24 protein-coding genes and 1 tRNA gene are annotated in these 24,364 nt (G+C 33.2%); 15 read left to right on the forward strand and 10 right to left on the reverse strand.

Annotation, left to right across the window (positions count from 1 at the left end):
* Positions 1–639 precede the first annotated feature (639 nt).
* Positions 640–1,524, forward strand: a complete 885-nt coding sequence (locus BVG17_RS05410; RefSeq protein WP_410543221.1) for a hypothetical protein — start codon at positions 640–642, stop codon at positions 1,522–1,524.
* Between the two features lie 8 nt (positions 1,525–1,532).
* On the opposite strand, the gene BVG17_RS05415 is transcribed toward BVG17_RS05410, so the two are convergent.
* From BVG17_RS05415 to BVG17_RS05430, 4 genes are all read right to left on the reverse strand, one after another.
* Positions 1,533–2,315, reverse strand: coding sequence for an exodeoxyribonuclease III (locus tag BVG17_RS05415; protein ID WP_017532452.1), 783 nt, complete (start codon positions 2,313–2,315; stop codon positions 1,533–1,535).
* Positions 2,315–3,022, reverse strand: a complete 708-nt coding sequence (locus tag BVG17_RS05420) for a uroporphyrinogen-III synthase (RefSeq protein WP_063631022.1) — start codon at positions 3,020–3,022, stop codon at positions 2,315–2,317. Before BVG17_RS05420 ends, BVG17_RS05415 begins: the two co-directional genes overlap by 1 nt.
* A 225-nt stretch (positions 3,023–3,247) precedes the next feature.
* A complete protein-coding gene (locus tag BVG17_RS05425; RefSeq protein WP_063631023.1) occupies positions 3,248–4,606 on the reverse strand; it encodes an actin-bundling T4SS effector WalE1 family protein in 1,359 nt (452 codons plus the stop codon).
* A gap of 189 nt (positions 4,607–4,795) precedes the next feature.
* Positions 4,796–6,655, reverse strand: a complete 1,860-nt coding sequence (locus tag BVG17_RS05430) for a coiled-coil domain-containing protein (RefSeq protein ID WP_063631024.1) — start codon at positions 6,653–6,655, stop codon at positions 4,796–4,798.
* 129 nt (positions 6,656–6,784) lie between these two features.
* Here BVG17_RS05430 and BVG17_RS05435 point away from each other — a divergent pair, with 129 nt between their 5' ends.
* Positions 6,785–8,110 (forward strand): phosphomannomutase/phosphoglucomutase, encoded by a 1,326-nt coding sequence (locus tag BVG17_RS05435; RefSeq protein ID WP_172793468.1) that lies wholly within the window; start codon positions 6,785–6,787, stop codon positions 8,108–8,110.
* A gap of 130 nt (positions 8,111–8,240) precedes the next feature.
* Here the strand turns inward: BVG17_RS05435 and BVG17_RS05440 are convergent, their stop codons facing one another.
* The 3 genes from BVG17_RS05440 to BVG17_RS05450 are packed head-to-tail and all read right to left on the reverse strand — an operon-like array spanning position 8,241 to position 10,877.
* Positions 8,241–8,828, reverse strand: a complete 588-nt coding sequence (locus tag BVG17_RS05440; RefSeq protein WP_063631026.1) for a CvpA family protein — start codon at positions 8,826–8,828, stop codon at positions 8,241–8,243.
* A 57-nt stretch (positions 8,829–8,885) separates the two neighbouring features.
* Complete coding sequence (locus BVG17_RS05445; RefSeq protein ID WP_063631027.1) at positions 8,886–9,482, reverse strand: riboflavin synthase; 597 nt, start codon at positions 9,480–9,482, stop codon at positions 8,886–8,888.
* Between the two features lie 33 nt (positions 9,483–9,515).
* On the reverse strand, positions 9,516–10,877 hold the full coding sequence (locus BVG17_RS05450) for a hypothetical protein (RefSeq protein WP_063631028.1): 1,362 nt from the start codon (positions 10,875–10,877) through the stop codon (positions 9,516–9,518).
* 673 nt (positions 10,878–11,550) lie between these two features.
* On the opposite strand from BVG17_RS05450, the gene pheS reads away from it, so the two are divergent.
* From pheS to ruvC, 13 genes are all read left to right on the forward strand, one after another.
* Positions 11,551–12,594: a phenylalanine--tRNA ligase subunit alpha gene (gene pheS / locus BVG17_RS05455; RefSeq protein WP_007302505.1), complete on the forward strand. Its 1,044-nt coding sequence runs from the start codon at positions 11,551–11,553 to the stop codon at positions 12,592–12,594.
* The gene (locus tag BVG17_RS05460; RefSeq protein WP_063631030.1) at positions 12,595–13,830 is read left to right on the forward strand and encodes an NTP transferase domain-containing protein; all 1,236 of its coding nucleotides are present in this window, start codon (positions 12,595–12,597) and stop codon (positions 13,828–13,830) included. It begins immediately after the preceding gene.
* 78 nt (positions 13,831–13,908) lie between these two features.
* Positions 13,909–14,469: a hypothetical protein gene (locus BVG17_RS05465; protein ID WP_063631043.1), complete on the forward strand. Its 561-nt coding sequence runs from the start codon at positions 13,909–13,911 to the stop codon at positions 14,467–14,469.
* A 234-nt stretch (positions 14,470–14,703) separates the two neighbouring features.
* The gene (locus BVG17_RS05470; RefSeq protein WP_063631031.1) at positions 14,704–15,174 is read left to right on the forward strand and encodes a porin family protein; all 471 of its coding nucleotides are present in this window, start codon (positions 14,704–14,706) and stop codon (positions 15,172–15,174) included.
* Positions 15,175–15,408: 234 nt separating this feature from the next.
* Positions 15,409–15,936 (forward strand): outer membrane beta-barrel protein, encoded by a 528-nt coding sequence (locus BVG17_RS05475; RefSeq protein WP_063631032.1) that lies wholly within the window; start codon positions 15,409–15,411, stop codon positions 15,934–15,936.
* A gap of 210 nt (positions 15,937–16,146) precedes the next feature.
* Positions 16,147–16,449 (forward strand): 50S ribosomal protein L21, encoded by a 303-nt coding sequence (rplU, locus tag BVG17_RS05480; RefSeq protein ID WP_007302510.1) that lies wholly within the window; start codon positions 16,147–16,149, stop codon positions 16,447–16,449.
* Positions 16,450–16,459: 10 nt separating this feature from the next.
* On the forward strand, positions 16,460–16,729 hold the full coding sequence (rpmA, locus tag BVG17_RS05485; protein ID WP_006012184.1) for a 50S ribosomal protein L27: 270 nt from the start codon (positions 16,460–16,462) through the stop codon (positions 16,727–16,729).
* A gap of 8 nt (positions 16,730–16,737) precedes the next feature.
* Positions 16,738–16,814 (forward strand) — tRNA-Ile (locus BVG17_RS05490).
* Positions 16,815–16,853: 39 nt separating this feature from the next.
* Entirely contained in the window at positions 16,854–18,020 is a 1,167-nt protein-coding gene (metK, locus tag BVG17_RS05495) for a methionine adenosyltransferase (RefSeq protein ID WP_019236911.1), read from the forward strand.
* 109 nt (positions 18,021–18,129) lie between these two features.
* The gene (locus tag BVG17_RS05500) at positions 18,130–18,795 is read left to right on the forward strand and encodes a TenA family protein (protein ID WP_007302512.1); all 666 of its coding nucleotides are present in this window, start codon (positions 18,130–18,132) and stop codon (positions 18,793–18,795) included.
* Positions 18,796–18,834: 39 nt separating this feature from the next.
* The gene (locus BVG17_RS05505) at positions 18,835–19,494 is read left to right on the forward strand and encodes a TenA family protein (RefSeq protein WP_007302513.1); all 660 of its coding nucleotides are present in this window, start codon (positions 18,835–18,837) and stop codon (positions 19,492–19,494) included.
* A gap of 47 nt (positions 19,495–19,541) precedes the next feature.
* Positions 19,542–20,369 carry a cytochrome c oxidase subunit 3 gene (locus BVG17_RS05510; RefSeq protein ID WP_019236912.1) on the forward strand — a complete coding sequence of 276 codons (828 nt, stop codon included), beginning with the start codon at positions 19,542–19,544 and terminating at the stop codon, positions 20,367–20,369.
* The gene (gene ruvC / locus BVG17_RS05515) at positions 20,370–20,858 is read left to right on the forward strand and encodes a crossover junction endodeoxyribonuclease RuvC (protein WP_019236913.1); all 489 of its coding nucleotides are present in this window, start codon (positions 20,370–20,372) and stop codon (positions 20,856–20,858) included.
* A gap of 25 nt (positions 20,859–20,883) precedes the next feature.
* Here the strand turns inward: ruvC and ruvX are convergent, their stop codons facing one another.
* Genes ruvX through BVG17_RS05530 form a run of 3 tightly spaced genes read right to left on the reverse strand, consistent with a single transcriptional unit; the run spans position 20,884 to position 24,312 of the window.
* The gene (ruvX, locus tag BVG17_RS05520; RefSeq protein WP_019236914.1) at positions 20,884–21,351 is read right to left on the reverse strand and encodes a Holliday junction resolvase RuvX; all 468 of its coding nucleotides are present in this window, start codon (positions 21,349–21,351) and stop codon (positions 20,884–20,886) included.
* A gap of 57 nt (positions 21,352–21,408) precedes the next feature.
* Positions 21,409–23,193, reverse strand: coding sequence for a ribonucleoside-diphosphate reductase subunit alpha (locus BVG17_RS05525; RefSeq protein WP_063631033.1), 1,785 nt, complete (start codon positions 23,191–23,193; stop codon positions 21,409–21,411).
* 48 nt (positions 23,194–23,241) lie between these two features.
* Positions 23,242–24,312 (reverse strand): methyltransferase domain-containing protein, encoded by a 1,071-nt coding sequence (locus BVG17_RS05530; protein WP_063631034.1) that lies wholly within the window; start codon positions 24,310–24,312, stop codon positions 23,242–23,244.
* Positions 24,313–24,364: the final 52 nt, after the last annotated feature.

Consider the following 24,364-nt stretch of genomic DNA (forward strand, 5'->3'; position numbering starts at 1 on the left):
AATAGTAGTCATATTAAAGAGTTCTTGAAGTAAGGAGAGCACGTTAAGCAAACAACGTTTACCTAAAATTCTGTGACATTAGCAGCTTTCTTGCCCCGTTTTCAGTAAATAGTGATTTTTCTATATAAATTTTATTTTAGCTAGCAATAGGCGCCTATTGGTTTTTAGCTAAAGTAAAGGTCAAATATCTGGAATTATGGACATAAAATCCCCCTGTGTAAAAAAAAGATTAGAAAAAAGTGCAGCGCACATACGACAGAGATTAAGTATACGTGTATACACTGAAGAAGACACACTACATTTTTAATGAATTTGATTGTTTAATAGAAAAAGTCTGCAGACAAAGATAGATTTTGAGCTCTTAAAATATCTCTAACTGTAATTATAATCAGATTTAAAATATATGGAAGCAATTTTTTTACATTCCCTTATCATTTGTTACTTTTCTATTTCTTGCTTTATTCTTTTCTTTTTTCCCTTTCAAGACAGGTTCTAAGAAATTTGAATTAATGCGAAAAATATGCTATAATTAAAGCATAGGTTAGTACGGATAGATCAGTTATGACAGGAATACCAATTTCACAATCAAAGAATCAGGAACCTTCGAAGCCACCTGTTCAGGCGGTGGAGAAAAATGAGATGGTCCTCAAGGAGGAACATAGGGTAATTTATGATGACTTTGTGAAAGTGCTACAAGGTAAGGCCAAAGAGAATCAAGGAATAACTAATGCTTTCATATCAGTTTATAAGGACATACTACTTAATAATGTCAATCCGGAAAAAATAAGACCACTCAGTGAAGAGAATTTTTGTCAGTTTTTACTTTCTATATTTAAAGAAGTTAGAGAGAAAAAATTGGCTAGAGAGGAAGATAGTAAAGTAAAGCAAGTAGTAGAGGCATGCTTAGATGATATACGTGGTACAGAAGCTAAAGATTCACTAATAAAACTTGTTGGGTTACCATTGGGAATAAAAATAGACCCGAAAAATATTTCTGGCTCCTTTATGGATGGAGTGAAAGAAAAAATACCATTTTTAGGTGGGGATAAAAAAGAAGAGGATGAACCACTACTTAGTGATGAAGAGATGGTAACAAAGTTCTTACGTAAAGTTTTTCTTTCTATTCTTTTTTCCATTGCTTCAATATTAATTTTTGGTCCTACTACACTTGCAATAGTTGCTGCTGTTATTGGTACAATATTTGCTGTAAAGGGAGAAGTTGAGGTTCTTTTTTCAAATAACAAAAAAGGTACTTTATATGATCCTAGTTCACAAGATAAAGATGATACAGAAAAGAGAGAAAAACTGAATGAAAAAATTCGCAATGGCATTGATGATATTTTAAAAACCGAAATCAAAAAAATTCCTGAACAAATTTCTCAGGGAGACGGAGAGAATAAACAGCATTTTACTTCTGAGCGAGTTTGCAGTCCACGAAAAGAAACACCTGCTACCCTTAAACAACCTACTTTAGATCAGCCAGCTAAAAGTACAGGACAGCAAACAGATTTACCAAATATGTAAGAGGTCTTTTATTGTTTTATAACACATACAACAGGAGTATGATCAGATGGGTTTTCTAGTTTACGCAACCTATCATCTATGTAACATGTTTCCAATTTATCTGCAGCTTGTGGCGATAGCAGCATATGATCTATTCGCATTCCTTGATTGTTTCTGAGTGAATTACCTTGATAATGCCACCAAGTGAATTGTTGTAAGTTGAGGTGAGATATTCTAAATGCATCTTTAAAACCAAGATTCAAGATCGCTCTTAATTTCTCACGCTCTTTTATATGAAAGCACACTTGGCCATTTAATAAATTTGAATCAAAAACATCAATTTCATCCAGTGCAACATTATAATCGCCAGCTATAATAGTTAACTCTTCATTTTTCAACAAAGTGCCCATCCTTTCATATAGGTTATCAAAAAACTTGAGTTTATACTCAAAAGTATGAGAGTCTGGGCTTTGACCGTTTGGAACGTATACACTTCCTACCCTTACCTTATTATTGGTGTGTTTTATCACACACTCTATATAACGTGCTTCTTGATGACTCTCTACAATATCAATTTTAAACTTCTCCAGTATTGGATATTTAGATAAAACACAAACACCATTTCTTGCAACCTGTCCATAGACAGCATATTCATATCCTAATTCTTCTATCTCTGCATAAGGAAATTGCTCTTCTGTACATTTTATCTCTTGCAGCAAAACTATATCTATCTGACTATCAACTATAAAACTACAAAGTTGGTTAATTCTTTTACGTATGGAGTTTACATTCCAAGTTGCAATCTTTAGCATCAACAATCCTTATTAATTATATCAATTAAACTCTCCCCTGTAGGCAACCTCGATGTTATAATTTTTTTCCACTTGATTAACTTTAAACTATCAGCAATGTTTTTACTCATGGTATATGCAACTGTATTATTCATCACAGGAGATAGCCCACTTTTTAGAACTAATGAACAAAATACCCTTGCAGTTTGTGAGGAAAAAAAAGCAACGCTATCAATTTTACCGTCCAATAGTAAATTTTTACACCTATTAGTTAGACTCCTTTTAGTAATTGTTTTATAGAGTACAACTTCTCTTACGTTAAAACCTTCTTCAGATAATCTTTTTTTTAGGTCACATGATACTTCTTGTCCCCTTATATATAAGAACTTTATTGCATTTGAATAATGAGATTTTATGAATGATATCAGACCATCAACGTTGCTGTCTGCTGAGATTATATCGGAAAATCCCAAATTTTTTGCAGCCTGCATAGTTGAATTACCAACCGTAATAATTGGAAAGCCATACTCTTTACATATTTGACTGAAAGCCTTTACACTGTTTTTACTTGTAGATATCACAACGTCAAATTCATACGTAGATATATCAGGATTTAAGTACTTTATTGTGAATACTGGTTCTATAAAAACTTTGTATCCATATTTTTTTAGCGTGCTTCTTGTGCTCAACGAATCTAATAAAGGCCTTGTCAATAAAATAGACTTCATTCTGGTTTATTTCACTAGCAGTAAAATAATATCCCTTATACACAAATTATTGAATAAAAACTTTTATTTTTTAAGTTTCTTGCATAATCTAGAAAAAGGGCAAAAGAAACTCAATAGTTGGCCTAGTAATGAAAAATTCATATTAAATAAGCGAACGTTTTGATCAAATGGAAAAAGGATGTTACTCATTGAGTAACATCCTTTTAGAATGATAAGCGATTTTGTTTATCCTTTACTAGGCTCAGCTTTTTGTTGAACAGATTCTACGTTTGGTTGATCTACAATCGCACGTCGTTTTGCCAACTTCTCAGTGAGCTCTTCCGTAACTCCTAGACCAAATCTTGTTTCTTGAGAAGGACTGTGTCTTTGTGGAGTAGAAGAACTTGGTGAATTGAACCCACTATCAGAATTATGACGGTAACTGGCAAAGCTAGAAGTTGTAGCAGTACTGTCAGTGCTTAAAGAACCCATTGAACTGCTCCTTGGTGGCTTAGGTGAAGCAACATCAACAAAATTGTCATCAAAATGATGTCCTTGCCAAAATGGAGTAAATTCTTCCTCATGCTTACTAGAATTTAACAACTCCTCTTTGCTGCTGTCAGCGCTTACTTTTCCTCCTGCTACATTCTTTATATTGTTACAGCGCATCTTTGCAAATTGATCAAGTTTGCATTCCGTAATAACCTCCTTAATCTCATCGTGATGTTCAGAGAAAATACTGTCTCTAAAGTATTTATCTTTATCCGATAGTCTTTTTGTAACTAAGTTACGCAAACCATCTGCACCCAAGTTATCAATAAACTTTTTCTGTTCTTTCCATCTCGTAATCAAATCAGAACTTTCCATAACATCACTCGCAAAGCAACTGAGTTCCTCCTTCTCTCTCGCTTCTATTTTTCCCCCTATTTTCAATGATATTTCAGAAATTATGCTCTTTCTTAGCATAGAATTACTTTGTCCGTCAGTGCAAATTGCTCTAAGATCTCCTTTTATTTCTTGAATCTTCTCCTTTTGTGGCGAGTCAGGGATAAGCTCATTATCTATTCTGTCTGAATAATTTTCATTACCAGCCGCACGATATAACTTATTTGCTGTTGCAGTGAGTATATCACTTGCTTTTTCTTTCGTTTTTTCATTGATAAGATGAGTACCTCTCTTCAGTGAATCTACTGAATACTCATAGCCATCCTTAATTTTTCCGCCAATATGCTTCGCTCCTTCAACTGTTTTTTCTGCTGACCATTTGAGCCCTTTATATCCAGATTGAACTGCTTTTACAGCAACTTTCGCAGCGAAAAATAGAGTAAGACCAACTATAACACCTGGTATAGCAAGTGTTGCACCAACTGCCAAAAGTGGTAACACTGCTGCAAATAATCCACTTGTTGTACCTACTACAAGAGCTTGATCTCCTTGTTTCATTTTAGAGAATGCTATATCTCTTTTTAACAGATCCATAATTCTGTCCTTTAGCTTCTTGGGATCATGAATGATATCTGAATTTAATGAAGAATCTTGCATCATTTTAAGATCATCTTGCTTAGTTTCAACAAAGTTTGAAGAGTTTTTTTCACTAGGTGACATTTTAAACCTCACTATTAATTAAACATACTAATATTGTATATATCTGATTCTTAAGTTAGGGTTAATTCATCTAACAATGTCCACTTACTCTCAAATGATTTTACTTGATGTGTTTTTTTGAAAGCACAGAAAATTAGTGATTATTGCGGTATGACGTCTCGTTTGGGTTAGCTATAGTTGAAGCAAAACTCATCTTTTTGAAGGAGTAGATTTTTCTGAAGCCTGAGCAGAGGCTGCGCTTGGATCTGATAATTCTGTTCTAATATATTTGCCTTCTTCATCATATACATTACGGAAATCACTCATTTTTACGTCAGTTTGAATTTCCATTTCTTTGGTCTCTTTTTGATCTGTTGAAGATGATGCATCAACTCCTGCATTTTTAGCTTGTGTACCTTGGTCTTGTGTTTTAGGAACTGTAGTTTCGTGATCACTTGCCTGGATTCTTCTATTTTCATATTCAACTTCAGTTTGAGTTGAGATAGCTACTTTTGCATTTACTTCACTCATCTCATCTGCAAGTGATCTTTCAGGTTCAAGTTGTCGAATTTTCCTTTCTAAATCTTCCTTTTCTCTCTGTAATTCATTTAATTCTTTAGACAATTGGTTCATCTCTTTAGCCAATGTATTGTTTTTCTCTTTTTCTTCCGTCAATTGTTCTACCAACTGCTTTTCATGATTATCTTTTGAACCTTCTTCCAATGTTTTCTTTATATCATTTCTCAGCTCTGTGTTTTCTTCTTTCAACTTACTTAGTTCACTCTCAACTTGATCCAATTTTTTCTGTAGTTCTTTGTTTATCCCATTTACTGATTGAACTTCATCTTCTTTGTCTTTCAATTGATTAATTAAATCTGTTATTCTAGCATTTTTATCTTTTTGACTTTGTTCTAGTACGGTTACTTTTTGTGCTAATCGCTCTATGTCTTTATCCTTTTCAGCTAACTCCTTTACCTTTTTTTCCAGTTCAACTTTAAGTCTTGTGACTTCTTTTGCCAAATCTTGCTTTCCTTCGGTTAATTTACTTAGTTCCTCATCACCTTCTTCTGTTATTCCTGTATTAAGGCTTTTTAACTCTGCATTTTTTCTCTTGAGATGTGTGTTTTCTTTCTCTAATGCCGCTACTCTATCTTTTAATTCCTCTCCTTCTTGTTTGCTCTCTTCTACATCGCTAAACGTGTCACTCTCAAATACTTCATCTTCACCATCAAATTCACTACTAGTAGACAAAGAACTTCTGTGTGAAGAAGGTGTACTAAGAGAAGAATATCCACTACTACTTAGTATAGGTGACTGTGATGAATCTTTTGTAAATGCTTCCTCTGCTGGTGTTTGCTGCTCGTTCATACTTTTGCCCATGTCAGTGAAAGCTTGATGTAGAGTTTTGCCGTTGATAAAAACTTCTTTATTCTGCTCAATTAATTTTAATACCTCTTCTGGGTCGGTTATTCCTCCAAATTTTGATTCATCAACTACATTTTTTATGCCACTAGAGTCTATTTTCACAGTCATACTACAGTTTATGTTATTGCCTTTAGAATCCTTAGCTTGCCAATTAATGGTCATCTCACATGAGCTTGAACCAGTAAAATCATAGTGCCTTTCGCTGCCTTTTTTGGTTGCAGTTATGTGACTATCTTTCCCTAAAGATAGGTTATAAACCTTATCTTCGTCGCTGGCTCTTAAAAGGGCGCTAATCTCTATTGGTTTTTCTTTATTTTCAAACCTAATTTTAAAGTCATTATCTTTTGTTGTATATACTAAGAAATTTTCACCTGGTAGAGATTCTTCAAATTTTTTATGTGTTTCATTTATTAATTGCTCAAACTTATGAAACTCCTCTTTCCACTTTAAATTTATCTGTTCTTTAATGTCCTCATCTTTGCGTAAAGGGCCAATAAAATACCAGATTAAATTTTCTTCCTCTAGTTTTTTTATCAAATCCTGAAAATTGTTGCAAGATTCAATGAAACTTAAAATATCGTTTTTCTTTTGCTCATCTACATCTAAATCTTGATTTTCAGCTATAAATAAATTTTCTTTTGGCATAGTTTCTATTTTTAGAGGCTTATATTACAATATTAACATATTTTCTTAAAAAATCAACTAATTTTACAGTTAAATAAACTTGAGTATTTGACGGGAATGTTATATATTAACCACTCCAAGAAGTGCAGTATGGATCATACTATTATAAGAAAATACGATATTAGAGGTGTGGTAGGCAGAGATCTGCAGATCAGTGATGGGTATGAAATAGGTAGAAAATTCGGTCAAATTGCAGCTAATGTTTGTGTAGGCTATGACAGCAGGATAGATTCACCAAGCATAGAAAAAGAATTAATCAGAGGCTTAATTTTATCCGGCGCAAATGTTATACGAGTTGGGCTCTGTTCTTCACCTATGCTCTACGCTGCAACAATGCAGGCAGATCTTGGGATTATGATCACTGCTTCTCATAATCCCAGAGAATATAACGGCTTTAAATTTTTCAGTAGTAAAAAAGTTTACTCAGATCAAGAAATGAAGGAAATTATAGGCAGTACAATTAAAAACAGCACGAAAATTGGAAGCTTAATTAACACGAATATATATAGTGAGTACGTTAACATATTAAAAGATGTGCTCAAGAATAACACTACACAAAAACTAAAAATAGCCTGGGATTTTGGCAATAGTCCAACAATTGTAAGGTATATTGAAAAAGTTTTACCAAGTCATATACACATCATAACCAATAATTCTATCGATGGAACGTTTCCACTGCATGACCCAGATCCCATAGAAGAAAAAAATCTTGCTCAGTTAATAGATATTGTCAAGAAAGATAAATGTGATCTTGGTATTGCACTTGATGGTGATGGTGATAGGGTACGCTTGATTGATAATGAAGGTAGTGTTGTTTCCAATGATCACTTATTTATGATTTTTGCACGTGAAGTATTGGCAGAACACCCAAAAAGTAAAGTTATTGCCAATGTGAAAATGAGTATGAAAGTGCATGATTTCGTTAGCAAATTAGGAGGGCAAATAATTACCTGTGCCACTGGACACTCACTAGTTAAGAAAAAGATGGTAGAAGAAGGGGCCAAGTTTGCCGGTGAACTGAGTGGACATTTTTTCTTTTCTGAGCTAGGTTTTGATGATGGACTATATTCTGCTATTAAAGCCATTGACATTTTACTTAAGAAAAACCAAAGCCTATCTGAGATGATTAAAGATTTACCAAAGTTATATATCACTCATGAAGTGAAAATTGTAGTGAAGGATGAGAAAAAATTTCAAATAATTGAATCAATAAAGGAGACACTAAAGCAGCAAAACATTGTATTTTCAGAGCTTGATGGAATTAAGGTAACTGATGATAAAGGTTGGTGGCTTCTTAGAGTATCAAATACGCAAAACTGCATAACAGCAAGATGTGAAGGAAATACCTTAGAAGATTTTGAATTCACTAAAAAAGTTTTGTTGTATTACATTGATGAACTAAAATTATACATTTAAATTTTTTTGATGATTTACTTATTCGTCAATGTTTGCAGTTTTGTTTGATTAGTAATAGGAATTGGTAACCTATGGCGCACTGCTGTGGATAACAGCTGTCTAAGCTAATTTAGCTATAGAAAATGAACACTCACTTTTCTTTATTGTTTTGAGATTTTTCTTGATCAACCATTTCCTCACCAATCTCTTTTATTTTTAGTATCAATGACTCTGGTATATACATGTTAATTACTTCTTCTGTTGTCACAAATAAAGCCTGATAAGAGTGTGAATTTATTATCCAATTGGGCAATATGTCTTCTGCTTCTACTTTAGACTCTCCCTCTTGTTTACCGTATACTGTGTGGCAATATAAGTGCACAGCAAAAAATAGTACATAAGAAAGCAATATTCCTCTAAGTGCTCCGACAAAGATTCCAGTAACTCTATCCATTAATCCCAACCTTATAGGTGATAATATGTACATTAGCCAGTTATTCATTGTCATGAATGTAAGATTAAGTATGATAAATACAGAGATTGTAGAAAGTATGTTTTGTGTAACTTTAGAGTCAAAATACTTACTATAATTTATAATAAAAAAATCATAGTAACTAGCTGTCAAAAAGACTGATAAGAGCAAGAACATTAATGCACATAGCTCTTTTATAAAACCTCTAGTTATCGATATTATTACACACAAGACAATAATAAAGATAATTAGGCTATCGAAAAACATATTTTGTATCTATATGATTTTCAAGATATAATAGTTGTAAATAACAAAGTTGTAAAATTAATTGTGTTGATATTTTATCAGCTGGTCTAAGTACCGAGCAATCATATCAACTTCTAAATTTAGGTAATTACCTGTTTTGTTATATTGAAAAGTTGTATTTTTCCATGTGTAGGGAATAATGTTCACAGTGAATTCTTGATCGACAACTGAATTTACTGTAAGGGAAACTCCATCTAGCGTTACAGAACCTTTTTTTGCAACAAATTTAATTAATTCTTGTGGGCATGATAGCCTGATTTCATGAGATTCTAAATTTTGATTGATTGTTAAAATTTCTGCCGTGTCATCCACATGACCCTGAACCAAGTGGCCGTCAATTCTGTCACTCAGTTTCATTGCTTGTTCTAGGTTTATTTTTTTTCCTGTTTTCCACGTATTTAAGTTAGAAACCTTCATGGTTTCTTGAGATACTTGAACTGTGAATACATTGCTCATTATGTTGACAACAGTTAAACACACTCCGGAGCAGGATATTGAATCTCCTTTGTTTATAGAGGATAAATTTTGTGTCTCAATATGGAAGATTTGATCAGAGTTAGGGTGGATAGTGATATCAGTTATAGTGCCAATATCTTTGATAATTCCTTTAAACATGCAATAAAATAAATAATTATATCACGGAAGATCTTATTTGTTAGGTGCGCAAACTTTTTTACTTATCTGCTCAATAGATTCTACAGAATATTCAGAATATAGAAAGTAAGCCAGGTTCAAAACGCACAGTGTAATTAATATTGGTAACCCTATGTTTAATGTTAGACCGATACTTTCCCTTTTTTCTGTTGGCACCAATTCCTTTAAAATTGACACTTTTCCCAGCGGCAAGTGCCATAGGCAAAGTGCTGATATAGAAGCTGCTACTAAAAATAGACAAAAATAAGTTTCTTTCGAGGAAAATACAGTTTTTAATGATGATTTTAAAGTAATATCGGTGGGTTTATTTATTTCCAGTAAAGGGTCTACAGCTTTGCTTGGTAAAATTTCATGAGAAACATTTTTAGGCTGTGGAGAAGGTTGGCCTGAAACTAATTTAATCAACTGCTCTTTTTTTCTATATACTTGCTTTTGTAAATATTCTTTACCTAAAAGTGAATTATTAGGGGGTTGTGGCCTTTTGAGTACCTCTAGCACTTCTGATATCTCATCTGGTCCTAATATCTCATATAATTGTTTATCTTGAAAGTAAACAATATTAAATATTGAGTTGAAAATATTGTGAAATATTTCTGAATCTTGATTTTTATATTCACTTACTACTTCTACGAATATTTCATCGAGTTTTTTTCTCTTGTGCTCAGCTACATTATCTATCATAGCTACTCTAGCATCAAGTTGAGCTTGTTTTATGATTGATTGTTTTTCTTCTTGCAATAATTCTTTAGCCTGCTTTTTGGATTTCTTTTTTCTATTAGCCTTAAAATAATCCGTGTGTGACCTAGTTTGACCTATATCCCGCTCTATTTCTTGAGACACTAAATTTCTTGTAGTATCCTCATTTTTAGCTTTTTCTGCATGTTTTAGCTGCTCATTCAAGAATATCTCGATTTGTTGTAAGCCATCGAGGTTGATGTTTTTAACGTTTGTTTGTAGCGTTATCGTTATGCCCTGCAGGAGGATTTGAATTGGAGCATTACTTATGAATTCTTCTACAGTTTTATTAGCTTTATGGTAGTTGTTGTGTAATTCTTCACTTTCTTTTGGTACTTTTATATTGGCTGTGAAGTTTTTCTCCTGAGAAAGGCAGATTTTAAAAAAGTCAATTAAATGTTTTATTTGAGGTAATATTGTATTAGGGTTTACCTCTGTTAGCAGCTTGAGCTTAAATGAAAACTCTTGTGTATCACTTACAACACTTGTTGAGCGAATGGTGTTAATCTCCAGTACTTCATTAGAAAATGCCTTACTTATTTTTTTAGATCTATCCTTAAAAAACTTAAGTAAACCCTCAATTTCATATTTTTTCTTAGTTTCTATGTTACTACTATGCATGAGTAAATTTTTTAATGTAGAGTGAAATAAAAAACATAATTAGTCAATAAATTAATAATTATAGCACCCTTGCATAACAGCGGCGTGTTGGATTCAATAAGAGCAGAAAAAGTTACTTTACAAATCTCATCAATCTTCTTATCATAACAATAAGAGTGTTTATCCTTGTTTTTAATCTCTGCAGATTTAACAACAAAATTCAGTAAAAAACTCAGGTATATATTGGCAGATTACATAAAATTATAGCGGCTGCATGTCTTTTTTATTTTTTCTACATTCAGCCAAAACGCGCTTTAAATAAGCGTTAGCACATTATTACAATGCCGATTTACATTATAAAACTCACTACTGGGGGATTCTTTTGCCTTTTTTTTTGCTTGGTGAATTTTTTAATATTCTGGATTAGTTAGGAGTCCTATAGAGATAGCACTTGATGCTGGAATTCAGGAATTTTTTGAGCACGAAAGTTATGCTAAGTTTTTATTGTTAAGTAAAGGCTGGATTCCAGTGTCGGAGCACTGGAATGACAGAAGAAGGAAACACTCGGATAGGGGCAATTTTAATGATACCATCATAGAGATCAGCTACTCTGATGACAACTTTTTATCCAAATAGTTTTATTGATGATATTAAAGATTGCACTATAATGAAAGTTTAAGCTAGCGTTTTTAAGGTGAATAAAGAGCTAATAAGTGAAATACCTTTACTTGAAGATAAGGCAGTTTCTGAGATTGAAAATGCTGCTTCTTTGAAGGATTTAGAAAAAGTTAGGTTGTCATACTTGGGGAGAAAGGGTGTAGTAAAAGCTTATTTCGATGACTTAAAGAATATAGATGATGCAGGAGAGAAACGCGACCTAGGTGCAGTGATTAATGTTTTACGCAATAAGATAGACCAGCTTATAACAAGCAAAGAAAATGAACTGAAAGATAAAGAAGTTAAGTTAAAACTGCAAAATGAAGCAGTTGATATCACACTGCCTGTCAGACCAGAAAGAATTGGCAAGATTCATCCACTCAGTAAAGTTATAAGTGAAGTGAAGCTCATTTTTGCGCATATGGGCTTTAAAGCAGTTGATGGTCCTGATATTGAAGATGAATTTCACGTATTTGATGCATTAAATACTCCAAGTCACCACCCTGCACGAGAGGAGCAAGATACCTTCTATTTAAGGAATAAAATAAATGATAAAAGAATGGTGCTGCGCACTCATACCTCATCTGTGCAGATTAGAACTATGGAAAAGACAAAAACTTTTCCAATTAAAATAGTGGCTGCAGGCAGGGTATACAGAAATGACTTTGATGCAACTCACACTCCTATGTTTCATCAGATAGAAGGACTTTATGTTAATGAAAATGTCAATATGGGCCAATTAAAATTTACTATTCATTGCTTCCTTAGTAAATTTTTCGGAGATAAGGGTCTAAGAATACGCTTTCGTAATAGTTTTTTCCCTTTTACTGAACCTTCTGCGGAAGTGGACATAAGCTATAAAGATAGTAAATGGATTGAAGTACTTGGATGTGGTATGGTGCATCCAAATGTCTTTAAAAATGTTGGAATAGACCATACTAAATACAGTGGCTTTGCATTTGGGATTGGTATAGAAAGGCTAGCAATGCTGAAATATCAAATTAGTGATCTAAGGAGCTTTTACGACAATAGAGTTAGTTGGCTCAACCATTATGGTTTTCATTTTTCGTCTTTAAGATAAGTGACAAATAAATCTTATACATTTGTTGTACTTGCTGCTGGGCATAGTGAACGAATGAATTCAAGCTTGCCTAAGGTTCTGCACAAAATAGGTAATTTCTCCATGCTTGAGCATGTCATTTACAATGCAAAGCAGCTGAATCCTGAAAAAATAGTTATTGTAGTCGATTTGCCTTTAACTCAAAGGCTGAAATGCTTTGAGGGTATAAAACTAATTACACAAGAGTCAACGCTCGGCACGGGAGATGCAGTCAAAATTGCAATGAGGAACCTGAAAGAATTGTCAGATATAGTTGTTGTGCAGTATGGGGATACTCCACTAATAAAAAGCAGCACAATAACTAAAATGATAAGCTGCTTAGGAGAGAGCAATGCTTTAGTTTGTCTTGGGTTTAAAACTAATAATAAAGGATACGGTAGACTAATTATTGAGAACGGTTCCCTAAGAGAAATCGTAGAAGCACAAAATGGTAGAAATAATGATGAGGAATTTCTTGCTAATGCCGGAATAATGGTTGCACGTGAAAAGAATCTACGTGAATTGGTGGAGAAAATAGAGTGTAATAACCAAGCTCATGAATATTACTTGACCGATATCGTTGCCATTGCAGTAAAGAGTAATTTAAATGTCGGCTATGTTATTGCTGATGAGGAGGAGGCAACTGGCATAAATAATAGGAATGACCTTGCAACGGCCGAGTTTTACTTTCAAGAAGAAAAAAGAAAGTTTTTCACTAACTCTGGAGTAACGCTTGTTGCTCCAGAAACTGTTTTCTTCTCTCTTGATACGCAAATTGGTATGGATTCGATTGTTTACCCATACGTTTTTTTTGGTCCTGGAGTAAAAATAGGATCTGGTGTTAGGGTTGGTCCATTTGCCAAATGTGAAAATACAACAATAGGTGATCGTGCAATCATAGGTAATTTTGTTGAAACAAAAGCAAGTGATATAGGTATAAATACTAAGATAAAGCATTTAAGTTATATAGGAAATACTCAGGTAGGGCAGGGGAGTAACATAGGTGCAGGTACTGTTGTTTGTAATTATGATGGTAAAAAGAAACGTAAAACAAATATTGGAAGCAATTGTTTTATTGGTGCCAATAGCTCACTAATTGCACCGCTTAATGTTTATGATGACTCTCTAGTTGCAGCAGGTAGCGTTATAGTGGAAGATGTACCAAAGAGGAGTCTTGCAATTGCAAGAGAAAGGCAAATAACTAAGAAAATAAAATAACTCTGATTTTTATTACGCGAATTATGTTATTTTTAATGTATGCGTTAGTATACATGTATATCAATATACATGTTAAAAATGAAAAAGTTGCTTATTTTGGTGGTCTGTTGTTTCCTGTCAGTACCGTCTTTTGGAGTTGATTGGATTAGAGATAGAATCTATACTTCTTTATCATATAGCCGGCTTGGTGTTAATTATGATGTTGGTTTTCACTATACAGATAGCACTAAAATTTCAGTTGGCTATGTAATCAAACCTATTATTAATTCTCTAATCAGACCTACTCTTGAGGAAGAATTTGGAGCAGTGGTGGGGCTTATGGCAAAGCTTAATTATCATCATAAATTTGAAGGTACGAATATGACTCGTTATATTACTGCTGGTGTTGGTCCTGTTATAGTGCGTACAATGAAGGCTAAACCTAATGTAAGTAGAGCTGATAATGTAGGTGAAAACATAAGTACCCTATTGGTAGAGGTTTTCAAAACTATAGTCAATGATAAATTTTTTTCTTATCAAATAGGTGCTGGTATTAATCTTCCACTTTCTGAAAGAACAAGTGTTTTTGCTGGTTATAAACTTCAAAGGTTTCATAAAATTTTTCATGGAATTGAGCTAGGAGTGAGTTTTAATTTATAAACTCTGATTGAATATTTTTAGTAAAGGCTAGTGGGAAATTATATTGAAGCGAAAGTAAGTGATGTAGACTCAAATGCTGATTGCAGCAGATAGTGAAAGATATGCCAATTTGCAATTGCAAGAGAAAGACAAATAACAAAAAAATAAAATAATTCCAATTTTTTACTTGCAATTTATACTATTTTTAATATTTATATGCTTGTATATGCATATATTAATCTTTGGAGGATAAAAATGAAAAAGTTACTTACTTTGTTGGCTTGCTGTTCTTTGTCAGCACCGTCTTTTGGAGTTGATTGGGTTAAAGATAGAACCTACACCTCTTCGTCGTATGGCATGCTTGGTATTAATTATGATCTTGGCTATCATTGTACAGATAGCATTAAAATTTCATTTGGTCCTGCAGTTAAACTTGTTATGAGTGAAGGGATTTTAGACGCGGGACTTATGACAAAGCTTCATTATCATTATAAATTTGAAAACACAGATATTACTCCTTTTGTTACTTTTGGTATAGGAGGAGTTGCTAAAATTCCTCTTTCAGAAAATCAAGGGCCAGACGTAGAAGAATTTTTTTCTTATCAAATAGGTTCTGGTATTAATCTTCCACTTTCTGAGAGAACAAGTGTTTTTGCTGGCTACAAGCTGCAAAAGTTCCATGAACTTTCGCATGGGGTTGAATTTGGAATGAGTTTTAATTTGTAAGCTCCGATTGAATGTTTTTAGTGAAGTCTGGTTTGAATTTTTGTTGAAAAAAAGCAAGTGATATAGGCTAAAATGATGATTGCAGTAGGTAACAAAATGTGACAAAGAGAAGTTTGGCAATTGCAAGAGAAAGGCAAGTAGCTAAGAAAGTGATTCCGATTTTATTATGTAAGTTATGTGATTTTTAACTTTTCTGTGGGTATATATGCGTATATTCATGGTTAGAGGGTGAAAATGAAAAAATTACTTACTTTAGTAATCTGCTGTTCTCTGTCAGCACCGTCTTTTGGAGTTGATTGGATTAGAGATAGAGTCTATACTTCGTCGTCATATGGCAATCTTGGTATTAATTATGAGTTTGGCTATCATTATACAGATAGCATAAAAATTTCAGCTGGTCCTGTAGTCAAATCTGTTTTTTTTGGAGGATCTTTGGCAGAGTTAGGATTCATGGCAAAGCTTCATTATCATCATCAATTTGAAAGTACGGATATTACCCCTTATGTTACTTTTGGTGTAGGAGGTGGAGCTAAAGTATCTCAACCAGCACAGCAAGGTCAACAGCTAGGAGGTGGAGCTAAAGTATCTCAACCAGCACAGCAAGGTCAACAGCTAGACGTAAAAAAGTTTTTTTCCTACCAGATAGGTGCTGGTATTAATCTTCCACTTTCTGAGAGAACGAATGTTTTCGCTGGCTACAAACTTCACAAGTTCAGTGAGTTTTCTCATGGGTTTGAACTTGGAATGAGTTTTAATTTATAAGCTCCGATTGAATGTTTTTAGTGAAAGCTTATTAACGTCGTAAAGTTTTCATGATACTAAGAGAATTGGAGAGTAGTCAAGTTTTAAAACTTGACTACTCTCCACGAGGAAAAACAGATAAAGGTAGAAGTATTTCATGTTTTTATTTATATTGACAGTATGTGTAACATCATTTACGATTAGTGTTAATAACAATAATTGATATTTGTCATGTTTGCAGTAATCGAAACTGGTGGAAAGCAGTATTTAGTAAAAAAAGGCAGCATAATTAAAGTAGAAAGATTACAAGCTGAAGAAAAAGAGGAAGTGGAAATCAATAAAGTGATTTGTGTTTCAAACAATGGCTTATCTTGTTCATCTAATGCTGTTGTTAAAGCTGAAGTACTGGAGCAGTGTAGAGATAAAAAAATTATAATCTTTAAGAAAAAGAGAAGAAAAAATTACCGTAGGAAAAATGGTCATAGGCAGTATATTACTGTTCTTCGTATCAATGAAATTAGTCTTCAAAAGTAAGAGGTAAGATATGGCAACTAAAAAATCAGGTGGTAGTTCCTGTAATGGTAGAGATTCGGCAGGGCGTCGACTCGGGATAAAGAAGAATGGTGAGGTTATTCCAGGTAACATAATTGTACGTCAAAGAGGTACAAAATTTCATCCTGGAAAGAATGTTGGTATGGGTAAAGATCATACGATTTTTGCTAAAACGAAAGGCTGGGTGAGTTTTAGAAAATCAGCAAATAAAAAGACGTTTATTGATGTTGTGCCTACAGATGATATGCAAGCCTTGGCTTGAATAGATACGGGTCTGTAGCTCAGGTGGTTAGAGCGCACGCCTGATAAGCGTGAGGTCGGAGGTTCAACTCTTCCCAGACCCACCATTTAAATTTGCAATAGTTTTGATATCGTGTAACTAAGCGATGGTTTTACATAAGAATTCAGTAACCAGTGAATCAGTAGCAGCCGGTCATCCAGACAAAGTAGCAGACCAGATTTCAGATGCAATACTTGACGAATACCTTTTTAATGACTCTTCCTCTCGTACTGCAATAGAGACTTTAGTTACTAAAGATAATGTTATTATAGCTGGGGAAGTATTTGGGCCGAACATTGAAAATAGCAAGATTGAAAGTATTGTACGGAATACAATAAAAGATATTGGTTATGAGCATGATGGTTTCCACTGGGAAACAGTGAAAGTAAATATATTACTACATGAACAATCAAATGACATTGCAATAGGTGTGGATCAAGGTGCTGGGGATCAGGGCATAATGTATGGCTATGCAACAATAGAGACAGAAAGCCTCATGCCAGCACCCATTTTTTATGCACACTCGATTCTGAGAAATATCATGAGTATGGTCAAAGGGGTAAAGCTTGGTCCGGATGCAAAATCGCAAATCACTTTGGCGTATGAGAATAACCTTCCAGTGCGTGCTGAAAGTATTGTTGTTTCAATACAGCATCTTGAGGATCTGAGTCAATCGAAAGTGAAGGAAATAATTTATCCTTACATAGCTTCATCTTTACCTGAAGGGTGGATGTGCCCTAAAGAAAATCTCTTAGTCAATCCAACAGGTAGATTTGTTATTGGTGGACCAGTTGGTGATTGTGGATTAACCGGACGAAAAATTATGGTTGATACTTATGGAGGCTATATTCCACACGGTGGAGGAGCGTTTTCTGGAAAAGATGCAACAAAAGTTGATAGATCCGCAGCTTATATGGCGAGATACCTTGCTAAAAATATTGTCTTTGCAGGTTTAGCTGAACGTTGTCTTGTGCAGCTTTCTTATGCAATTGGTGTCTCAAAACCTACTTCATTTTACATTGATACATTTGGCACGAATACAATAGATGAAGAGAGGATTAAAGGGTTTATTGAAGGTAACATAGATTTATCAACTAAAGGCATAATAAGACATTTATCACTTAATCGTCCTATATATAAACGTACAGCCTGCTATGGGCATTTTGGTAAAAAGTTAGAAAGTGATGGTGGATTTTCTTGGGAAGGTGTGGACTTATCTACTGATTTTTGTAAAGAATTTAATATAGAAGAAGAAAAGAGAGAATTTCTTTAAACTATTAAACTCTTTTATTTCTAGCTTGATACTGATATAATAACTTATTATAAATTGTAAGTAACTTTTTAGTAACTATACTAGTTTTAATATTTATGAGGCTTACAAGATGTCCAACAAACCAAAAGAAGAATTTTATGATATTGCTATAAAAGAATCATCTGATCTTATTGAAGAAATAAAAGAACATCCTTTCAATGTTGAATTGATAAACAATACGCTAGATTATGAAAAGTTCAAAATTTATCTTCAGCAGGATTTTTTATATTTAGTGGACTGTACTCGTGCTTTATTGATTATTGCAGCTAAAGTTGATGACATTGAAATAATGGGCAGTTTGGTTAATGTAGCAAGGGGAACATTTGCGGTTCGAAAGCAGTATACTGAATATTTTGAGACTTGTGATTTATCCGATAATCATAAAAAATCAAAATCTTGTTCTGCTTTTACTGATTTTTTTATGCGTGCTGCATATCATAATTCTGTTGCTGAAGCTTTAGCAGCGTCTTATCCTTGTTTTAATATATACCAAATTATTATAAATCATATGGTAGGAGAGGTTATGCCTAAAAAAGTTGAAGATCACAGATATCAAGGGTGGATTGATATCTATAATAACACAGTAATGAATGCTACGATTAATCAAGTTACTGACGTTGCAAATAATCTATATGCAAAGGCTGGTGATTGTGAGAGGAAAAAGATGCGTGAGTTTTTTAAGAGAGGTCTAGAGCTAGAAATAATGTTTTGGGATGAGATGTATTCTCTAGCATAATCTGTAGTATTAACACTAAATTATATTCTAGTTTATGTGATGTTTAGTGGTATAATTAAGAGTTATTATGGGTCAAATCTTTTAAAGGATATTATTGAGCATCCTTTCAATGTTGAATTAGCAAATAATACTTTAAACATAGAAAACTTCAAATTTTATATACAACAAGATGCATTCTTTTTAGCTGATTATGTTCGTACTGTTTTAATGACTGCATCAAAAATGGAGAGTTGTAATAACATTGTTCCATTGATTGGGGTGGCTAAAGGAGGAATAGAGATTATGAGAGTGTTATACGACCACTACTTTACTGTATACTCCATAAATCGTGGAGAAAAGTCGCTTGAATGTTTCAATTTTACTAACTTTCTTTTGTCTACTTCGTATAGCGACATTTATGAAGCTGTAACAGTTCTTTACTCTTGCCATTTTATATATAAAATTATTGTTGATAATATGAGAAATAAAATTAAAAAAAATAATAGATATAAGGATTGGTTTGATTTTTTTGGCGGTAGTTTGATGGAATCTGGATGTGTTGCTTTGGAAGATATTGTTGACGAGTATTGTAACAAAGCAAGGGAAAGTGAAAGAACCAGAATGCTTGAATTATTTAAAATAACTGCACAATTTGAGTTAGACTTTTGGAATAGCGCATATAATTTTTCAAAATTTGATCAAGATTTTAAGAAATATTGACAATTTTAAGCTAATTTGTATGCTTGATATGTATTTTTGAAGGTGATATGAAAAGTAAAGAACATGATTTTCATTTAGTGGACCCAAGTCCCTGGCCAATTGCTATATCAGCAGCAATTCTTGTTCTTGCACTTGGATTAGTTGGTACACTCCATAAACAAATTTCTGGAATATTTGGTTTAGTTTTGGGAATCTCTGCGGTATCAGGAGTGCTGTTTTATTGGTGGAGAGATGTAATAAGAGAAGCAATTTATGATAAATGCCATACTGCCATTGTAAAACATGGACTCAAGCTTGCAATGTACTTATTTATCCTCTCGGAAGTTGTGTTTTTTATAGCGTTCTTTTGTTCATTCTTTAAAGCCTGGCTTGATCCGGTTTTTTTATTTGAAGCGTTTTCTCCTACAAAAAAAGTTGAATGGCCCCCTGAAGGGATTTTACCACCGGATCCGTGGTCGTTACCATTTATGAATACACTAATATTATTACTTTCTGGTACAACGATTACTTCAGCACATCATTTTTTACTTGAAAATGATCAAAAGAGCATGATTAAAATGCTGTCTATAACTATATTGCTTGGGATGTTCTTTATAATAGTGCAAGCAATTGAGTATTATGAAGCAAGTTTTTCTCTACAAGAAGCGGGAGAGAAACTTATCTATACATCCAACTTTTACATGATTACTGGTTTTCATTGTGTACATGTTATAATAGGGATAATATTCTTGTCAGTATGTTTATTTAGAGCTCGAAAAAATCAGATTACACCTCAAGATCATTTATGTTTTGAGTTTGCTTCTTGGTATTGGCACTTCGTTGATGTAGTTTGGATATTTTTATTTTTGTTTGTTTATTGGCTCAGCATTTATTAAGTGATTAAGATAATAGGTCTAGATCCAGGAATAAGCAAAACTGGTTGGGCAATTATCAATCTGGAAGAAAAAAATAGTATTGAATTTTTGGGTGGTGGTGCCATATCAACTGATAGTAAGTTGGGTACAGGTGAGCGTTTACATATAATTTTTGAAGAATTAAAGAAAGTAATTTCTCTATACTCTCCAAATGAAGCTGCAGTAGAGAAAATTTTTGTTAATAAGAACCCAAAATCTTCGCTAACTTTAGGATATGCAAGAGCGATTGCAATTTTAATATTACGAATGACGGATTTACCCATGAATGAATATGATGCAAACTATATAAAAAAGAGCATTACTGGAAATGGTCATGCTGATAAGGATCAGATTATATTTATGGTGAAGCAAATAGTTAAAAACTTAAATATAAAATGTCATCATACTGCTGATGCTCTTGCTACAGCAATTTGTCATGCTTATACGAGAAGTTCTTGTTTTATTGAATAGTTTTACATGAATTCAGTTGAAAAAACTATTTGATGGTATTTATCTTATCTAACGTTCGTTGCAGAATAATACATGCAGCAATTTTATCATCTATTTTTTTTGATTTTGTGATTGATATTCCAGTAATTTTTAGTGCGTGAGTTGCAAGAGATGTTGATAGACTTTCGTCTTGTAGGTATATGTGTACTTTACATTTTTTTATTATTTTATTTGCAAACTGGATTATTGCTTTACACCATTCAGTCTCTTGGTCATCTATTTTGAATGGTAGTCCTATTACCATTGATCCAGCTTCATTTTCTTTAAGCACTCTATTTAGATAACCTAAATCTTTGCTCATATTTCTTCTATAATATATACTATGAGCTGTAGCTATAAGCTGTGTTTTATCACTAAATGCTATGCCTATTTGTTTTTCTCCCATATCAAGGCACATTATACGTTTATCTCTTGGAATAGACTTTAGAAATTCATCTGGATTTATATGTAGCATCTATGAAAACATAACTTTTGTACAATTGTATTTTTGTGACAGTAAGTTATGTACAGTCTACTGGCATGATAGACATTCATCATAATTAATATCTGTTTTTTGTTGCAGTATTTCGCTTTTTTTGAATATATCATGAGAAATCTTGTCAGCTCTCTGCATTGATTGTGATCTGCAGTAGTATAAGCTCTTTAATCCTTTTTTCCAAGCAAGCATATGTATTTTATGTAAGTAACGTTTATGCACGTTGGCAGGTAAGAACAGATTTACTGATTGAGATTGACAAATATAAGGAGTTCTATCACTTGCATGTTCTATGATCCATTGTTGATCAAGTTCGTATGCTGTTTTAAATGTCAATTTTTCATGCTCGCTAAGAAAATCTAAATGTTGAACAGAACCCTCATTTGTTGAAATTGAGGACCATATTTTATCATTGTCTTGATTCTTTTCTGCTAATAATTTTTGTAAGAATTTATTTCGCACTACAAATGAACCTGTAAGTGTCTTCTGTATGAATACGTTTGCTGCATACGGCTCTATTCCAGGGGAAGTGTTGCCTGCGATAATCGAAATTGAGGCAGTTGGAGCGATAGCGAGCTTATGTGTAAACCTTTCCATTAGATCGATTTCTTTAGCATCAAGACATGAACCTTTGTCTTCTGCTAATTTTTTAGACACTATATCTGCTTGCTTGCGCAAATGCTTAAATAATTTTTTATTCCATTGTTGTGCTGTTGCTGATTCAAAAGGAACCATTTTACTTTGTAAAAATGAATGAAAACCCATCACACCAAGACCGATACTACGCTCTCTTATTGCCGAATATTTTGCTCGCTGTATTTCATTGGGTGCTTGATTTATGAAATCCTCTAATACATTATCAAGAAAACGCATTATATCTTCTATGAAAAGCTCATTATCTTTCCATTCTTCGTAGTACTCAAGGTTTACGGATGATAGACAACACACAGCAGTACGTGACTTATTCAGGTGATCATAACCTGTGGTTAAAGTTATTTCACTGCATAGATTTGACATCTTGATGTCTAAGTTGAGCTTTTTGTAAGATTCTGGCTTATTGTTATTTATTGCATCAAGGAAAATAATGTAAGGTTCTCCAGTTTCAACTCTTGCTGTTAATATTTTGATCCATATATCCCGCGCTTTTACAGTTGAAATAACTTCATTGCTATGAGGGCTTATTAAATCCCATTCTTGATCATTCTCAACAGCTTGCATAAATTTATCTGTTACTATTACAGCATGATGTATATTTAACGCTTTGCGATTTGGGTCACCACCAGTTGGCTTACGTAAATCTAAAAACTCTTCTATTTCTGGGTGAGATACAGGAAGATAAACTGCTGAACTTCCTCGCCTTAAGGATCCCTGACTAATTGCAAGCGTTAGAGCATTTTGCACTACAATAAATGGAATAATTCCTGATGTTTTGCCGCTGCCTTTGACACTTTCACCAATTGAACGTAGATTTCCCCAGTAACTACCTATTCCTCCTCCACGTGCAGCGAGCCAAACATTTTCATTCCATAAATCAACTATTCCCTGCAAGCTATCTTCAGTTTCGTTAAGAAAGCAGGAAATAGGCAATCCTCTCTTGGTACCGCCATTACTAAGTATTGGTGTTGAAGGCATGAACCACAAGTTGCTCATGTAATCATAAAGACGTTGTGCATGCTCCTTATTGTCAGAATAATAATTAGCAATACGTATAAAGAGATTTTGATAACTTTCATTTTTTATTAAATACCTGTCCGATAGAACTGCTTTTCCAAAATCGGTTAATTTACTATCCTTTGCGTAATTAATAGTAATGTAATTCATAAGGCTCCTTTTATGATAATATAGACATTTATTTGAGCGATTTCTCGATTAAGTTGTTGAATTTGTTTGTGGATGTTGTAACGCAAACAAGATACCATCAACCTGGCTACCATATATTTTACAGTAACTCATCTGACTTAGTTGCATATTTGTTTCTTTTGCAACATGCTGAATATAATCTTCTGAATGACGAAAATAATCTCCTTTGTTTACAAAGTCAATACCTTTACCTTCCTTTCTTCTTACTAAACATACAATAATCCCTTTTTTGTTTGTCAATACTTTTGCTAGTTCCAATTCTGCTAGAAAATCATGTAAATAGTGTAGAACTTCAGCAAAGATAATTACATCATACTGCCGGTTCTTCTCTTGTTTAAGGAACTCTTTCATTTCTGTATGTATTAACTCATCGTAAACAGGTTTACCTTTTATAAGGCATCCTCTTGCAATATTGAGCATTCTATTTGAGATGTCAACTCCTGTTATGCGACTTCTAATATTATTTATTTTTAGGAAGTGACCACATATTCCAGTACCGCAACCAAGGTCAAGTATATTCAGTTCAGAAGTGGAGTTGTGAAAGATTTTTTTGATTATCATATGTACTAGTTCATGTCCTCTGTATTGTTTGGCAATCAACCAATGTTCAACAAAATATTCACCTGTGTAATCAAAATATTGCTTTATGAGATTTTTAGGCAATTCTACGATATCTGATGTGTTTGTTATTTTTTTTATGTAGTAAGAAGCTTCTTTGTGACTGCTATCTAATTTTAGCGTCTTTGTTAAATAATTATAAGCTTTATTAGTATTTCCTACTGCAAAATGACATCTTCCAATATTATACCAGATTATAGGTAAATTGGGGTAGAATATGCTAATTAACCAAAATCTTAACTTTGCATCTGATATATTACCTTTATAGAAGTGATATAACCCGATTTCAACGTTGGTATTTAACAGGTTTTTAGATTTTTCAAGAAGCACTACAATTTCTTTATGGAGAGTATTGTATTTATCCATAATGAAGTTTTTTACTTTTTTAATATTTAATAAGCCAGTAAGCTTAGATATACAATTTAAAGTAAAGTTTTTTATAAAAGATAGATTACTTTTCATACATTAGAAATACTCCAAATGTTCATTGTCGTTTTTAGGTAACTAATTTTAA

This window comes from Wolbachia endosymbiont of Laodelphax striatellus (genome assembly GCF_007115015.1).
Taxonomy (GTDB): Bacteria; Pseudomonadota; Alphaproteobacteria; order Rickettsiales; family Anaplasmataceae; genus Wolbachia.